Source organism: Paractinoplanes atraurantiacus, from assembly GCF_900215205.1.
In the GTDB taxonomy this organism is placed as follows: Bacteria; Actinomycetota; Actinomycetes; order Mycobacteriales; family Micromonosporaceae; genus Actinoplanes; species Actinoplanes atraurantiacus.
The window spans coordinates 77,597-91,612 of record NZ_OBDY01000016.1 but is presented as its reverse complement, the minus strand read 5'-3'; the positions used below and the strand labels follow the sequence as shown (position 1 = coordinate 91,612).

The 14,016-nt window shown below is 72.2% G+C and carries 13 protein-coding genes and 1 riboswitch; of the genes, 9 read left to right on the top strand and 4 right to left on the bottom strand.

Annotated features, from left to right (window positions below; all coding sequences use genetic code 11):
- Positions 1 to 2 precede the first annotated feature (2 nt).
- Positions 3 to 172, top strand: a riboswitch (cobalamin riboswitch).
- A gap of 7 nt (positions 173 to 179) precedes the next feature.
- The 4 genes from CRP55_RS30270 to CRP55_RS30255 all read left to right on the top strand — a co-directional run bounded on the left by CRP55_RS30270 (position 180) and on the right by CRP55_RS30255 (position 4,758).
- Positions 180 to 2,279 (top strand): VWA domain-containing protein, encoded by a 2,100-nt coding sequence (locus tag CRP55_RS30270; protein ID WP_245923481.1) that lies wholly within the window; start codon positions 180 to 182, stop codon positions 2,277 to 2,279.
- 88 nt (positions 2,280 to 2,367) lie between these two features.
- Positions 2,368 to 2,967: a cob(I)yrinic acid a,c-diamide adenosyltransferase gene (cobO, locus tag CRP55_RS30265; RefSeq protein WP_097324024.1), complete on the top strand. Its 600-nt coding sequence runs from the start codon at positions 2,368 to 2,370 to the stop codon at positions 2,965 to 2,967.
- On the top strand, positions 2,961 to 4,313 hold the full coding sequence (locus tag CRP55_RS30260) for a cobyrinic acid a,c-diamide synthase CobB (protein WP_097324021.1): 1,353 nt from the start codon (positions 2,961 to 2,963) through the stop codon (positions 4,311 to 4,313). Before cobO ends, CRP55_RS30260 begins: the two co-directional genes overlap by 7 nt.
- 1 nt (position 4,314) lies before the next feature.
- Positions 4,315 to 4,758 carry a cobalamin biosynthesis protein gene (locus tag CRP55_RS30255; protein ID WP_097324018.1) on the top strand — a complete coding sequence of 148 codons (444 nt, stop codon included), beginning with the start codon at positions 4,315 to 4,317 and terminating at the stop codon, positions 4,756 to 4,758.
- Positions 4,759 to 4,792: 34 nt separating this feature from the next.
- Here CRP55_RS30255 and CRP55_RS30250 read toward each other — a convergent pair whose 3' ends face one another.
- Genes CRP55_RS30250 through CRP55_RS30240 form a run of 3 tightly spaced genes read right to left on the bottom strand, consistent with a single transcriptional unit; the run spans position 4,793 to position 7,228 of the window.
- Complete coding sequence (locus tag CRP55_RS30250) at positions 4,793 to 5,662, bottom strand: PhzF family phenazine biosynthesis protein (protein WP_097324323.1); 870 nt, start codon at positions 5,660 to 5,662, stop codon at positions 4,793 to 4,795.
- Positions 5,640 to 6,392: an arylamine N-acetyltransferase family protein gene (locus tag CRP55_RS30245; RefSeq protein ID WP_097324014.1), complete on the bottom strand. Its 753-nt coding sequence runs from the start codon at positions 6,390 to 6,392 to the stop codon at positions 5,640 to 5,642. The genes CRP55_RS30250 and CRP55_RS30245 overlap by 23 nt, the downstream gene beginning before the upstream one ends.
- A gap of 17 nt (positions 6,393 to 6,409) precedes the next feature.
- Positions 6,410 to 7,228, bottom strand: coding sequence for a peptidoglycan-binding domain-containing protein (locus CRP55_RS30240; RefSeq protein WP_097324010.1), 819 nt, complete (start codon positions 7,226 to 7,228; stop codon positions 6,410 to 6,412).
- Positions 7,229 to 7,374: 146 nt separating this feature from the next.
- Between CRP55_RS30240 and CRP55_RS30235 the strand changes: the two genes are divergently transcribed.
- The 4 genes from CRP55_RS30235 to CRP55_RS30220 are packed head-to-tail and all read left to right on the top strand — an operon-like array spanning position 7,375 to position 11,389.
- Entirely contained in the window at positions 7,375 to 8,895 is a 1,521-nt protein-coding gene (locus CRP55_RS30235) for a hypothetical protein (RefSeq protein ID WP_097324008.1), read from the top strand.
- A 37-nt stretch (positions 8,896 to 8,932) separates the two neighbouring features.
- The gene (locus CRP55_RS30230) at positions 8,933 to 9,751 is read left to right on the top strand and encodes an alpha/beta hydrolase fold domain-containing protein (protein WP_097324005.1); all 819 of its coding nucleotides are present in this window, start codon (positions 8,933 to 8,935) and stop codon (positions 9,749 to 9,751) included.
- On the top strand, positions 9,724 to 10,665 hold the full coding sequence (locus CRP55_RS30225) for a sigma-70 family RNA polymerase sigma factor (protein ID WP_097324003.1): 942 nt from the start codon (positions 9,724 to 9,726) through the stop codon (positions 10,663 to 10,665). Before CRP55_RS30230 ends, CRP55_RS30225 begins: the two co-directional genes overlap by 28 nt.
- On the top strand, positions 10,595 to 11,389 hold the full coding sequence (locus tag CRP55_RS30220; RefSeq protein ID WP_097324001.1) for a DUF72 domain-containing protein: 795 nt from the start codon (positions 10,595 to 10,597) through the stop codon (positions 11,387 to 11,389). The genes CRP55_RS30225 and CRP55_RS30220 overlap by 71 nt, the downstream gene beginning before the upstream one ends.
- Positions 11,390 to 11,397: 8 nt before the next feature.
- Here CRP55_RS30220 and ctaD read toward each other — a convergent pair whose 3' ends face one another.
- On the bottom strand, positions 11,398 to 13,155 hold the full coding sequence (ctaD, locus tag CRP55_RS30215; RefSeq protein WP_097323999.1) for an aa3-type cytochrome oxidase subunit I: 1,758 nt from the start codon (positions 13,153 to 13,155) through the stop codon (positions 11,398 to 11,400).
- An 82-nt stretch (positions 13,156 to 13,237) separates the two neighbouring features.
- Here ctaD and CRP55_RS30210 point away from each other — a divergent pair, with 82 nt between their 5' ends.
- Positions 13,238 to 13,489, top strand: a complete 252-nt coding sequence (locus CRP55_RS30210; protein WP_097323997.1) for a DUF3040 domain-containing protein — start codon at positions 13,238 to 13,240, stop codon at positions 13,487 to 13,489.
- Positions 13,490 to 14,016 lie beyond the last annotated feature (527 nt).

Genomic DNA, 14,016 nt, shown 5'->3' with positions numbered 1-14,016 from the left:
GGAAAGCATGGCTCGCGAGCGGTAGCGGAGGAACCCGGTGGAAATCCGGGACGGTCCCGCCACTGTGACCGGGGAGCGATCCGCCGAGAAGCCACGGCCGGCCAGGCCGGAAGGCGTGCGGGGAGCGCTGATCCGGGAGTCAGGAGACTCCGGCCGCTCGTGTCGCTCATCGTGCGGGCGTGGACACCCGCACAGAAGGGATCCGCGTGACGCCGTACCCGTTCTCGGCCGTTGTCGGCCTGGCCGACCTTCGCCTCGCCCTGCTTCTCACGGCCGTGTCGCCCGCCGTCGGCGGCGTGCTGGTCCGGGGGGAGAAGGGCACCGCCAAGAGCACGATCGTGCGAGCCCTGGCCGCGCTGCTGCCGGACGTGGCAGTCGTGCGCGGCTGCCGGTTCGCCTGCGACCCGGCGGCGCCCGACCCCGCATGCCCCGACGGGCCGCACGCGCCGGACAGTCCCCACTTCCGCCGGCCGGCCACGCTGGTCGAGCTGCCGGTCGGCGCGACGGAAGACCGCGTGGTGGGCACGCTGGACATTCAGCGGGCGCTGGCCGACGGGGTCAAGGCGTACGAGCCGGGGCTGCTCGCCGCGGCCCATCGGGGCGTGCTCTACGTCGACGAGGTCAACCTGCTCCCCGACCACCTGGTCGACCTGCTGCTCGACGCGGCGGCGATGGGCCGGGCGCACGTCGAGCGCGACGGGGTGTCGGTCAAGCACGCGGCCCGGTTCCTGCTGGTCGGCACCATGAACCCGGAGGAGGGCGAGCCCCGCCCGCAGCTCGTCGACCGGTTCGGCCTGGTGGTGACGGTGGCGGCGCCCCGCGACGCGACCGACCGGGCCGAGGTGGTGCGGCGGCGCCTGGCGTACGAGGCGGACCCGGACGGCTTCGCGGCCCGCTTCGAAGGCGACGAGCGGGAGCTGGCCGCGAGGATCGCGGCGGCCCGCGAGCGGCTGCCGCACGTGGCGCTGCCCGACCACGAGCTCGACCGGATCGCCCGGGTCTGCCTGGCCTACGGCGTCGACGGCATGCGCGCGGACATCGTGGTGGCCCGCTGCGCGGTCGCCCTGGCCGCCTGGCACGGCCGCGACGTGGTGACGGCGGACGACGTCCGGGACGCGGCCCGCCTCGCCCTGCCGCACCGCCGCCGCAAGGACCCGCTCGACCCGCCCGGCACCGACGAGGAGAAGCTCGACGAGGCCCTGGCCGAAGCGGAAGCCCAGCAGCAGGAGGCCGACCGCGCCGCTCAGCAGCAGCCCGGCGACGACACCGACCCCGACGACGACCCGCCCCCACCGGGCGGCGGCCCCGGCGACGGAGGGCCGGGCCCCGACGACCGCGGCCCGGCGCCGCAGCAGAACGGCGGTGGCACCGGTCCGGCGCCGCAGCAGGAGCAAGCCCCGAATCCGCCGGGCGACGGCCAGGGACAGACCGCGGCGGCGGCCGCCGCACCCACCGGCGCCGCTTATCGCACCAGGAATCTGAGCATCGCCCGCCGCGGCACCGGCGGGCACACCGGGAAGCGCTCGCCGGCCTACGCCCGGCGCGGCCGCGTCGTCGGCTCCCGGGTGCCCCAGGGCAAGCTCGCCGGCGCTCCCCACCTGCCCGCGACCCTGCGCGCCGCCCTGCACCGGCGCGGCACGCAGCAGGGCGGAGCGGGCAGTGACCTGGGTGGTGGCGCGATGGCGCGGGCGGCCGGTCGTGGTCAGACCGTGCATCCCCGGGATCTGCGCGAAGCGGTGCACGTCGGGCGGGAAGCGAACCTCGTGCTTTTCGTGGTGGACGCCTCCGGGTCGATGGCGGCGCGCAAGCGTATGACCATCGTCAAGACGGCGGTGCTGTCGTTGCTGCGCGACGCCTATCAGCGGCGGGACCGGATCGGGATGATCACGTTTCGGGGGCATGAGGCCGAGCAGGTGCTGCCGCCCACGTCGAGCCACGAGGTCGGTGTCATGCGGCTGGCGAGTCTGCGGACCGGGGGCCGTACGCCGCTGGCGGCCGGGCTCCGCACCGCCGCGGCGACCATCGCCACCGAGCGCCGCCGCGACCCGCGCCGCCGGCCGCTGCTGATCGTCGTCACCGACGGGCGCGCGACCAGCGGGCCCGACCCGGTCACGGTCGCGCCCGCGCTGGCCGGAGTCTCCACTGTGGTCGTCGACTGCGAGAGCGGGCCGATCCGCCTCAACCTGGCCGGACGCCTGGCCAGCGCGCTCGGCGCCGACCTCATGCCGTTGGACGCCCTCGAGGTGAACGGCGCCGCCACCCCGAGGCGAGCGGCGTGACGCCGCCGAACCCGCTCGATTCCACGGCCGCGATCGGGCGGCAGACCAGGGCCGTGCTGGACGCGTACGGAAGAAAGAGGTTTGCCTGATGCCGCAAGGGAAAGTGGCCAGCGTGCCCGACGACGGGCTGACGACGCGGCAGCGGCGGCGGCAAGCTGTGCTCGCTGTGCACACGGGGCACGGCAAAGGGAAGTCGACGGCTGCCTTCGGGATGGCGCTGCGGGCCTGGAGTGCCGGATGGCCGGTCGGGGTGTTCCAGTTCGTCAAGTCGGAGAAATGGCGGGTCGGTGAGGAGGCGGCGCTCAAAGCGCTCGGCACCACCGGCGGCGCGCCGGTCACCTGGCACAAGATGGGCGAAGGGTGGTCGTGGATCCAGCGGGCCGGCACCGAGCGCGACCACGCGGCCGAGGCGGCCGAAGGATGGGCGCAGATCAAGCGTGACCTGGCGGCGGAGACGCACAAGTTCTACGTGCTCGACGAGTTCACGTACCCGCTGAAATGGGGTTGGGTCGACGTCGGCGACGTCGTGGCCACGCTGACCGAGCGGCCCGGCACCCAGCATGTGGTGATCACCGGGCGGGACGCGCCGCAGGCGCTGCTGGACGCGGCCGACCTGGTCACCGAGATGACGAAGATCAAGCATCCGATGGACGCGGGGCGCAAGGGACAGCAGGGCATCGAATGGTGAGCATTCCCCGCGTCGTGATCGGCGCGCCGGCCTCCGGGCACGGCAAGACCACGGTGGCGACCGGGCTGCTGGCGGCGTTCGCGCGGCGCGGCGTGCCGGTGGCGCCGTTCAAGGTCGGGCCCGACTACATCGACCCGGGCTATCACGCGCTGGCCGCGGGCCGTCCCGGCCGCAACCTCGACCCGGTGCTGGTCGGGGAGGACCGGATCGGGCCGCTGTTCGCGCACGGCAGCCAGGGCGCTGAGCTGGCCGTCGTCGAAGGCGTGATGGGCCTCTACGACGGCCGGACCGGCGCCGGCGAGACCGGTTCGACGGCGCAGGTCGCGAAGCTCCTCGAAGCGCCGGTGATCCTGGTGGTCGACGCGGCGGCGCAGGGGCGGTCGATCGCGGCGCTCGTGCACGGGTTCCGCAGCTTCGGCACGGTGCGGCTGGCCGGGGTGATCCTCAACCGGGTCGGCTCCGACCGGCACGAGTCGATCCTGCGGGAGGCCTGCGAGGAGGTCGGCACGCCGGTTCTGGGTGCGTTGCGCCGTGCCGACGCGGTCGCGGCGCCCTCCCGCCACCTCGGTCTGGTGCCGGCGGCCGAGCGGCGGGCCGAGGCGCGGGCTTCGGTCGACGCGCTGGCCTCGCTGGTCGCCGCGTCGGTCGACCTCGACGAGGTGGCCGCGATCGCCGCTTCGGCGCCTCCGCTCGCGGTGCAGCCGTGGGATCCGGCGTCGGCTTCGCCTTCCGCCGGCCGTCAGGTGGTCGCGCTTGCGGGTGGTCCGGCTTTCTCATTTGCGTACGCCGAGACGGCCGAACTCCTGGCCGGGGCGGGCGCCGAGGTCGTGACGGTCGACCCCCTGCGCGACGAGAAGCTGCCGGAGGGCACACGGGCGCTGGTCGTCGGCGGCGGGTTCCCCGAGGTGTACGCGGCCGAGCTGTCGGCGAACGAGCCCCTGCGGGCGTCGGTGCGGGCCCTGGCCGCGGCCGGCGGCCCGATCGTGGCCGAATGCGCCGGCCTGCTCTGGCTGTGCCGCAGCCTCGACGGTGCCGAGATGTGCGGCGTGATCGACGCCGAGGCGGCCATGACCCCGTCGCTGACGTTGGGCTATCGCGACGCGGTGGCCCTGGCCGACAGCCCACTGGCTCCGGCCGGCACCCGGGTGACCGGCCACGAGTTCCACCGCACGGCGGTACACCCCCGCTCGGGCCTGCTGCTGTCCCCGGCGGCGGGCGCGGCCTGGCAGTGGCGGGGCGCCGACCCGGAGGGCTTCGCCACCCCGTCGGTCCACGCGTCCTACCTGCACCTGCACTGGGCCGGCAACCCCGGCATCGCCGACCGCCTCGTCAGCTCCCTCGCCTAGCATGGCCGGTCGCCCGGCGGGGAACCACGGCGCGGCCGGTCAACTGGTGCTCGGCGTCGGTGCTCGACGCGACACCGGCTCGGCGATCGTCCGGGCGGCCGTCGATGAGGTTCTTGCCTCGGCCGGGCTGGGTGCCGCCGCGGTCGGCATTCTGGCCACCCTGGATCGCCGGGCCGGGGATCCGGGCGTCCAGCGATTGGTCCTTGACTTCGGCTGGCGTCTGGTCGCCCTGTCATCGTCCGAATTGGCCGCCCAGGAGGTTCCGAATCCGAGCCGGGCGGTAGCCTCCGGCGTCGGCACGCCGAGCGTCGCCGAGGCCGCCGCCCTCCTCGCCGCCGGCCCGGGAAGCGTGCTGATCGTGCCCAAGACGGTCTTCCCGTCGGTCACCGTCGCGATCGCCGAAGTCCGTAGCAGGAGTGGCCGCACCATCCCCGGTACGCGCTGAATGACCTGGCATCAGCCGACCCATTCTCACAGGCTCAGGCCAGGTGCAGCTCGCCCTGGGCGACGATCAGGCCCGAGCCTGACAAGCGCACGCGGTCGGCTGTCACGTCCACCCGGATGCGGCTGGGGCGGCCCAAGCGGTGGCCCTGCTCGATGAAGACGGGCTCGCCGGCCGGCGCGCGGCCCCAGCCCACGAGGGCCGCGGCCAGCGGGCCCGCGGCTGTTCCCGTGGCCGGGTCCTCGGCGATGCCGACGGTCGGGTTGAAGAAGCGGGTGTACGCGGCGGCGTCGTCGCCTTCGGTCGTGTAGAGGTAGCAGCCCTCGCCGCCGGCCTCGGCCAGCAGCGCGGCCAGGTCGCGGTCCCGGGACACGGCCGCGTCGACCGCCTCCCGGCCGGACAGCGGGACCAGCAAATGACCGACGCCCGTGGACACCACCTGCGCGGGGGCCACCTGCTCCGGGGTGAGGCTCAGCGCGTCCGCCAAGCGGGCCGTGTCGGTGAATTCCTTGCCGTACGACGGAGCGCCCTGGTCCATGACCACCCGGACCCGGCCGGTGGCGTCGCGCAGGATCTCCACGTCGAGCACCTCGGCGCCGATGCGCTGGCGCATCGTCACGGCCGGCTCGTCGCCGGTGAGGCCCTGGTCGGCCAGCCACAGCCAGGCGCCGAGGGCGTTGTGGCCGGCCCCGTCGACCTCGGCCCCGGCGGGGGTGAACGAGCGCAGCCGCCAGTCGACGCCCTCCTCGCCGGGTCTGAGCAGGAACGTCGTCTCGGACTGGTTGAACTCGCGGGCGATCGCCCGCATCTGCGGCACGGTGAGGTCGTCGGCGCCCGGGACGAGGGCCAGCGGGTTGCCGGTCAGGGGGCGGTCCGCGAAGACGTCAACGAAGAAGAAGCGCGTCATGGCCACCATTATCAAGGTCGATGTCTATCCCGAAGTGCTCTCGATAGGCGGCCACGAGTGACTCGTCGGTGTCCAGGGTGGTCTCCGTGCGCGTCTCGCCCTTGGTGCGGATGAGCGTGCGCCCGCTGATCGAGATCCGCCCGTCGCCGTCGAGGCGGGAGCAGACCGGGCCGCGGGTGAAGTGCGAGTCGGGTGAGGTCGACTGCCACCAGCAGGTCGGCCCGAAGTCCTCCAGCGACCGCGGCCGTGTTTCGAGCCGGTACTGCGGCACGCCGTCGCGGAACACGTCCAGGTCTCCGTCCGGGGCGGCGGCCACCAGGAACTGCCCTGAGGGCTCGCCGAGCCGCAGCGGATAGGCGCTGTGCCGCCCGAAGCCGACGTCGGCGATCCACGGCTCCTGACCGTCGCCGGCGTCGGCCAGCAGCGCCAGATGGTCGAAGGGCGGGCCGAGCGACTCCGGCGTCCGGTACACGCGGGCCCCGGCCCGCACCACCTTGTGGCCGAGCGCCTCCAGCAGAAGCGCGAACAGGCCGTTGAGCTCGTAGCAGAAGCCGCCCCGGCGCCGCCGGACGATCTTGTCGAACAGGTCGTCCGGCGACAGCGAGATCGGCTCGCCCAGGTGAATGCTCAGGTTCTCGAACGGCACGGTCTCCTGGTGTGCGCGGTGCATGTCATGCAGGGAGGCCGTTCGGTCGACACCGATCCGGTCCAGGTAGGCGTCCACATCCATCCGGACAGCATCGGCTCTCAGCGGGGCAACGTCCACAGCAGCCGCCAGGTGACCGGGCCGGCGATGCCGTCGACGGCGATCTTGGCGAAGCGCTGGAAGGCCTTCACGCGGTCCTCGGTGGCGGGGCCGAACTCGCCGTCGACGCCGAGGCGGGGGAAGCCGCGCTCGTTGAGGCGAGTCTGCAGGGTCTTCACCGCCGAGCCGCGGGATCCGCGCCTCAGCGTGCCGGGGAAGGCCGGGAACGAAGCCTGGGCGATCCCCCAGGGCCGTGTCGACTCCTCGGCCGCCGAGTTCTGCAGGATGGACACGTGGATGTGCTGGGTGTGCGGGTTCGGGCCGCTGTACCGGTGGGCCCGGAACCCGCGGTCGCGGGTGTAGATCACGCGGTTGAAGATGACGTAGTTGCAGGCCGGGTGCCTCTTGGCCGCCTCGACCAGCGTCATCGGGCTGATGCCGTCCTTGTCCGTGTCGATGGCGTTCACGGAGGAGCGGCCGTTGGGGTTGTGGTCCGACGCGGTCTTCTCGTGATCCTTGTCCCCGATGGAACCGTCGGACTTCCGGTCGCGGTTCGGCCATCTCTGGTCGATCTCGGCACGGAGCCGAGCCAGCGACCGGGCGAGATGCCAGGGCCTGACCCGCAGGGCCGGGCCGGCCGGCGCGGCGAGATCGGCGTCCGGGATCCGCACCATGCGTGCTTCGTCCTCGGTCGAGGCGTCGGAGTCGTCCGGAGCGAAGGCGGTCCGCGACTCCGCCTCGGTGAGCTCGGGCCCGATCAACAACTCGGCGTTGTCGTCCTCGGCCGTCGTGGTGACATCGATTCCCTGGTCTGTAGTCATGGAAGCGAGAGTCGGGCGCTCGCCGCACGGTCACGCCGAATTCGGACGACATCGGCCGGGACAGGTCGGGTCTGCGACATGGTGACGCCGCCGGCGAGCGCCGTGGCTAGCCTGAGGTCGGGCGACGGGCGAAACGGAGTGAGCGGATGTCGCTGTCGTACGGATACGCCGAACTGCCCGATCCGGCCCGGGCGGGCGACCTCGACGGCCTGGTCGGGCAGCTGCGCGCGCTGAAGGTCTGGGCCGGTGACCCCTCGTACGCGACGATCATGGACCGGGTGAACGCGGACTGGGCCGCGGCCGGCCGCCCGGCGAGCGAGCTGGCGATCCGGTCCACTGTCGCGCACTGCTTCCAGCCCGGCCGCCGCCGGCTGAACACCGGTCTGGTCGTCGCGATCGTCGGGGCGCTGCACCCGGACACCGGATATGTCGCGCAGTGGCGGCAAACCCTGCGGGTGATCGGCGGCGAGACCCGGGCCGCGTCGCAGGTGCGCGTCCAGGACAGCCTGCCGCTCTCCCCGGCCGCCTTCATCGGCCGGACCGCCGAGCTGGAGCACCTCGGGGCCGTCCTCGCCGGCGGCACGGCGGCGACCGTGACGATCGAAGGCATGGCCGGGGTCGGCAAGACGGAGCTGGCCCTGCACGCCGGGCGTCTGGCCGACCGGCGGATGCCGTTCGACCGGGTGCTCTTCGTCGACCTGCGCGGCTTCCACAGCGACCCGGCCCAGCCGCCGGCCGATCCGGGCGCCGTCCTCGACGGCTTCCTGCGCCTGCTCGATGTGCCCGGCCACCGGATCCCGCACGGTCTCGCGGCCCGGGTGGCCCTCTACCGCCGGCGCCTGTACGGCGCCCGCGTCCTCGTCGTCCTGGACAACGCGGCCGGCGCCGATCAGGTCCGCCCGCTCGTGCCGGGCACCCCGGGCAGCCTGTCCCTGGTCACCAGCCGGCGCCACCTGGGCCTGAGCGCGGCGGCCGGCCTGACCGTCGGCGTGTTCTCCCCCCAGGAGGCGGTCGACCACCTGACCGCGGCCCTGCCCGGCGCCGATCGGCCCACCGCGCGCCGCATCGCCCGCGGCTGCGGCCACCTTCCGCTCGCCCTCGGCCTGATCGCCGGTCACATCCGCGGCACGCCGGGCTGGACCCTGTCCGAGCACGCCGACCGGCTCGGCGAACGCCTGCACGACCACCGCCTCGACTCCGGCGTCGAGCTCGCCCTGTCCCTGTCCTACCAGCACCTGCCCGGGGACCGGCAACGGCTGATGCGCCTGCTAGCGCTGCACCCGGGCCACGACTTCGACGCCTACGCGGCCGCCGCGCTGACCGGCACCGACCCCGGCGCCGCCGAGGCCGGCCTGGCCCACCTGCACGGCGACCACCTGCTCCAGTCGACCGGGCCGGGCCGGTACACGTTCCACGACCTCGTCCGGGCCTACGCCGTCGCTCAGGCGCGCGACCACGATCCGCCCGGGGAGCGCCGGACCGCGCTGACCCGGATGTTCGACCACTACCTGGCCACCACCGCGGCCGCCATGAACACCCTGGAGCACCGGCGGCGCCCACGGACCCTCCCGCCCGGCGTCCCGGTGCCCGACCTGACCAGTCCCGGCGACGCCATCGCCTGGCTGGAACACACCAACCGCTTCGCCCGCACCCTGTTCGCGGCCTGACCGATTCCTTTCGGGCCGCGCGGCGGTCGGTACTCACATGGATGCCATAAAAGAGATGTACGCCCGCTGGGCGGCCGGGGACATGGGCGCCGACGACCAGTGGGGTGACGTGACGGCCGAGCCGCGCGGCGTGGACTACACCGAGGTGACGGCGGGCGGGGTGCCGGCGATGTGGCTCAGCCCGCACGGCGCCGATCCCGGCCCGGTCATCGTCGCCTTCCACGGCGGCGGCTTCGTCGGCGGGTCGCTCTACACCCACCGCAAGCTGTACGGGCACCTGGCGAAGGCCGCGGGCGTCCGGGTGCTGCTGGCCACCTATCGGCTCGCCCCGGCCTTCCGGTTCCCGGCCCAGGTGGAGGACGCGGTCACGGCGTACCGGTGGGCGGCCCGGCGTGCCGGGTCAGTGGCGCTGGCCGGTGACTCCTGCGGTGGTGGCCTGGCCGTGCAGGTCGCCCGGCGCGAGCCCGGCGTGGCCGCGCTTCTGCTGCTGTCACCGTGGATCGACATGGATCCGGCGCAGACCGCCACCTCGTACGGGGAAACCGATCTCTTCTTCACCCGGCCCCTGGTGCGAGGACTGATCCGGCAGTATCTGCCGGACGGGATGAGCGGTCTGGATCCCGAGGTCAACGCGTTCCACGCCGACCTGAGCGCGCTGCCGCCGGCCTACATCCAGTGCGGCGGCGACGAGAGCGGCCGGGGTGACAGCGAGCGCCTGGCCGAGCAGACTGGCGCTCGGCTGGACGTGTTCGACGGGCAGCCGCACACGTTCCAGATGGCCGCCGGGCGTGCGCCGGTGGCCGACGAGGCGATCGGGAGGCTGGCCGCATGGGTGCGCCCGCAGCTGGGTCTCTGACCGGCGCCTTCGAAGCCGAACGCCGTGGGCTGCTCGCGCACGCCTACCGCATGCTCGGCGGTCATCACGAAGCAGAAGACATGGTGCAGGAGACTTACGTACGGGCGTTGCGCGGCTGGGCTTCATTTCAAGAGCGTTCGTCCGTACGCACATGGCTGTACCGGATCGCGACCAACGTGTGCCTGACCGCGATCGAGAACCGGGCGCGGCCCGCGCTCGTGCCCGTGCTCGAACCGTTCCCGTCCGACCCGGCCGATCTGGTGACCGCGCGGGAGAGCGTGCGGCTGGCCTTCGTGGCCGGGCTCCAACACCTCGCTCCACGGCAGCGGGCCGTCCTCCTGCTGCGGGAGGTGCTGACCTTCTCGGCGGCCGAGACCGGCGAGGCGCTGGGCATGACGGTGCCGGCCGTGAAGAGTGCCCTGCAACGGGCGCGGGCCCGGCTGGCCGAGGTGGCCCCGGCCCGTGACGACGTGCTGGACGCGTCCTCGCCGCGTGCCCGGGAGCTGCTCGCCGCGTACATGGCCGCGTGGGAGGCGTCCGACGCCGATGCCTTCCGTGAGGTGCTGCGGGCGGACGCGGCGATCGATCCGGTGGGGGCGCCGGGCTCGTACGCGGCCGGCCGGGAGGCCTGCCTGGCCTTCGCCGGGCCGTCGATGGGCGTGCCGGGGGAGTGGCGGATGACGGCGACCGAGGCCAACGGGCAGCCGGCCGCCCTGGCGTGGTTCCGCGGCGAGCCGTACGGCATAGCGGTGTTGACCGTCGCCGAGGACGGCATCGTGGTCGTCACGCTCTTCGCGATAGATTTCCGCGGTGGATGGGAAACGGCTGCACGTGGGGTGCGCCATGTGGACGCACAAGGCGTGGGAGTTCTCGGCGTCTCAGGAGCGGTTGAAGGCGTACGCGGAATGGTGTGACGCCGTGGAGGGCAACACGACCTTCTACGCGACGCCGAGCCGGGAGACCGTCGCGGGATGGGCCCGGCAGACCCCGCCGGATTTCCGGTTCGTCCTCAAACTGCCGAAGCCGGTCACCCATGAGCACCGGCTCGGGCGCGGGGGCGAGGAGGATCTGGCCCGATTCCTCCACGCGATCGAGCCGTTGGGGAACCGGGTCCATGCGCTGTGGGTTCAGCTCCCGGGATCGTTCGGGCCGGGCGATCTCGAGGTGCTGGCTTCGTTCCTCGGACGAATGCCTCAGGCGTACAGCTATGCCGTCGAAGTCCGACATTCCGGTTTTTTCGACGACCCTCGTGGGCTCGAGAGTGTGCTGGAGAAGGCGGGCGCCGAATGGGTGCCGTTCGACACGACGGTGATGTTCGCGAGCCCGCCGACCAGCGACATGGAGCGGGACGCGTGGATGAAGAAGCCGCGGATGCCGCGGCGGATGCGGGCGCTGACCGCGCGGCCGATCGTGCGCTATCTCGGGCGCGACGACACGGCCCGCACGGTCGAGGGCTGGCAGCCGTGGGTGGAGACCGTGTCGGAGTGGCTGAAGGAGGGGCGGTCGCCGACCTTCTTCGTGCACACCCCGGACAACGTGGACGCACCCGCGCTGGCCCGCCGCTTCCACGACGAGGTGCGCCAGCGGACGACGGGCCTGGCGGCACTGCCCGAGCCGGTGCCGACGACGCTCTTCTAGGCGTCTTTTTAGACGTCCTTCGAGGCGTCCGGATCTTCCTGGTACCGGGCGCCGCCGGACGACTCCTCGGTCAGCGGGCGGGCGCCGCCCTCGGGCGGGCCGGCCTCCGACTGGCTGCCCGCCGCAAGCTCGGGGAACTTGGCGTCGAAGGCCGGGCGCTCCGAGCGGATGCGCGGCATGCGATCGAAGTTGCGCAGCGGCGGCGGTGACGACGTGGCCCACTCCAGGCTGTTGCCGTGACCCCACGGGTCGTCGACAGTCACCAGCTGGCCGACCTTGTACGACTTCCAGCAGTTGTAGATGAACGGCAGCGTGGCCAGGCCGAGCACGAACGACCCGATCGTGGAGAACGTGTTCAGGAAGGTGAACCCGTCGCTGGGCAGGTAGTCGGCGTAGCGACGGGGCATGCCCTCGGTGCCCAGCCAGTGCTGCACCAGGAACGTGCTGTGGAAGCCGATGAAGGTCAGCCAGAAGTGGACCTTGCCGAGGCGTTCGTCGAGCATCCGCCCGAACATCTTCGGGAACCAGAAGTAGATGCCGGCGAAGACGGCGAACACGATCGTGCCGAACAGCACGTAGTGGAAGTGCGCGACGACGAAGTACGAGTCGGAGACGTGGAAGTCGATCGGCGGTGAGGCCAGCAGCACGCCGGACAGGCCACCGAACAGGAAGGTGATCAGGAAGCCGATGGCGAACATCATCGGCGTCTCGAAGCTGATCTGGCCGCGCCACATCGTGCCGATCCACACGAAGAACTTCATGCCGGTGGGCACGGCGATCAGGAAGCTGAGGAGGCTGAAGAACGGCAGTAGGACCTGGCCGGTGACGAACATGTGGTGCGCCCACACCGACATCGACAGGGCGGCGATCAGCAGGGTGGCCGAGACCAGGCCCTTGTAGCCGAACACGGGCTTGCGGCTGAAGACCGGGATGACCTCGGTGATGATGCCGAAGAACGGCAGCGCCACGATGTACACCTCGGGGTGGCCGAAGAACCAGAACAGGTGCTGCCAGAGCATGGGGCCGTTGGTGTTGACGTCGTAGACGTGTGCGTCGAGGACGCGGTCGGCGGTGAGCGCGAACAGCGCGGCGGCCAGGAACGGGAAGACCATGATGACCAGCAGGCTGGTGACCAGGATGTTCCACGTCATGATCGGCATGCGGAACATCGTCATGCCGGGCGCGCGCAAGGTCAGGATCGTCGTGATCATGTTGACGCCGCCCAGGATCGTGCCCAGACCCGAAAGGGCCAGGCCGACCGCCCACATGTTGCCGCCGATGCCGGGGGAGTGCAGCGAGTCGCTCAGCGGCGTGTACGCGAACCAGCCGAAGTCGGCCGCGCCGCCGGGCAGGACGAAACCCGAGATGGTCAGCGTGCCGCCGAACAGGAACAGCCAATAGGCGAACGCGTTCAGCCGGGGAAAGGCGACGTCGGGGGCACCGATCTGGATCGGCACCACGAAGTTGGCGAAGGCGAACACGATCGGCGTCGCGAAGAACAGCAGCATCACCGTGCCGTGCATGGTGAACAGCTGGTTGTACTGCTCCGGGGAGAGGAACTGCATGCCCGGCCGGGCCAGCTCGGCCCGCATCAGCAGCGCCATCAGCCCGCCCACCATGAAGAAGGCGAAGGCGGTGACCAGATACATGATCCCGATCTGTTTGGCGTCCGTCGTGCGGATCGTGCGGGCGAAAGCCGAGCCGCGGAAGGTGCGCCGCACCGGGTAGGGCCGGGTGACGATCGGCTTGGGCGCGACGGACGTCATGGGGAGTTCCCCCCTCGTGGGATCGATGCTTTGCTCAGAGTAGGACCGCCCACCCCCGGCGGTCCATCGGGATGGTGCATCGATGCTTGACGATCATGACCGTCGTGCCCTGGACGACATCGAACGGCACCTGGCGAGCGAAGATCCGGCGCTGAGCGCCCACTTGGCCCCGCCGAAGACACGGCGGTTCCCCACCGTCTTCTTCCTCTGCGCATGCCTCTACATCTGCGCGCCCCTGTCCAAGCTCCTGTTCGGCTGGCCCGGCCTGGAGGCGGTGGCCGCCACCTTCACCCTCGCGGTCCTGGCGGTGCTCATCCACCGCCGGCGTGGTTAACTTCAAAGGCCGCAGGGGTACGACTTCACGCCCGGCCGCGGGAGCAGTCGGATCCGCCCGCATCGACGATGATCAGCAGCCGGGTGGCGCGTGAGTAGTCCCGCCAGCCCTGGGCCAGACGCCGGTCCGCACGGTCGTCCCGCTCACTCCAGCCGCCGGGGCGACCGCTCGCACGCGGCCCTGGCCGATGAGCAGCGACGGGTGTCGGTGTAGCGCCGCGTCATCGCGCCGAGGAACACGACCATCTGCGAGCACAGGTGCGCATCTCTCGTCCTCGGCGTAGAGCGGGATCATCCCGCGCCCAGTGGCTCACCCAGACCGTCTCGGCAGTGAGCGGCCGCAGCGCCGCGACGTGCGCCACCGCGCCCCGGTCGATCTCGGCCTGGTGGTAGCCACCGGCGAATCACTCCGCTGGGAGCACGTCCGGGAGTATCTCCCGCGAGCCCAAGGCGCCCAGATGAGTTCCTCTTGCTTCCCACAGCAGCACGGCATGCGTCCAAGAAGAGATCATTCACCACTCAGAACCC

Excerpts from the sequence above, each read along its gene's own strand:
- cobO (WP_097324024.1), top strand. The coding sequence starts at position 2,368 with ATGCCGCAAGGGAAAGTGGCCAGCGTGCCCGACGACGGGCTGACGACG.
- CRP55_RS30260 (WP_097324021.1), top strand. The coding sequence starts at position 2,961 with ATGGTGAGCATTCCCCGCGTCGTGATCGGCGCGCCGGCCTCCGGGCAC.
- CRP55_RS30255 (WP_097324018.1), top strand. The coding sequence starts at position 4,315 with ATGGCCGGTCGCCCGGCGGGGAACCACGGCGCGGCCGGTCAACTGGTG.
- CRP55_RS30250 (WP_097324323.1), bottom strand. The coding sequence starts at position 5,662 with ATGACGCGCTTCTTCTTCGTTGACGTCTTCGCGGACCGCCCCCTGACC.
- CRP55_RS30245 (WP_097324014.1), bottom strand. The coding sequence starts at position 6,392 with ATGGATGTGGACGCCTACCTGGACCGGATCGGTGTCGACCGAACGGCC.
- CRP55_RS30240 (WP_097324010.1), bottom strand. The coding sequence starts at position 7,228 with ATGACTACAGACCAGGGAATCGATGTCACCACGACGGCCGAGGACGAC.
- CRP55_RS30235 (WP_097324008.1), top strand. The coding sequence starts at position 7,375 with ATGTCGCTGTCGTACGGATACGCCGAACTGCCCGATCCGGCCCGGGCG.
- CRP55_RS30230 (WP_097324005.1), top strand. The coding sequence starts at position 8,933 with ATGGATGCCATAAAAGAGATGTACGCCCGCTGGGCGGCCGGGGACATG.
- CRP55_RS30225 (WP_097324003.1), top strand. The coding sequence starts at position 9,724 with ATGGGTGCGCCCGCAGCTGGGTCTCTGACCGGCGCCTTCGAAGCCGAA.
- CRP55_RS30220 (WP_097324001.1), top strand. The coding sequence starts at position 10,595 with ATGTGGACGCACAAGGCGTGGGAGTTCTCGGCGTCTCAGGAGCGGTTG.
- ctaD (WP_097323999.1), bottom strand. The coding sequence starts at position 13,155 with ATGACGTCCGTCGCGCCCAAGCCGATCGTCACCCGGCCCTACCCGGTG.
- CRP55_RS30210 (WP_097323997.1), top strand. The coding sequence starts at position 13,238 with ATGCTTGACGATCATGACCGTCGTGCCCTGGACGACATCGAACGGCAC.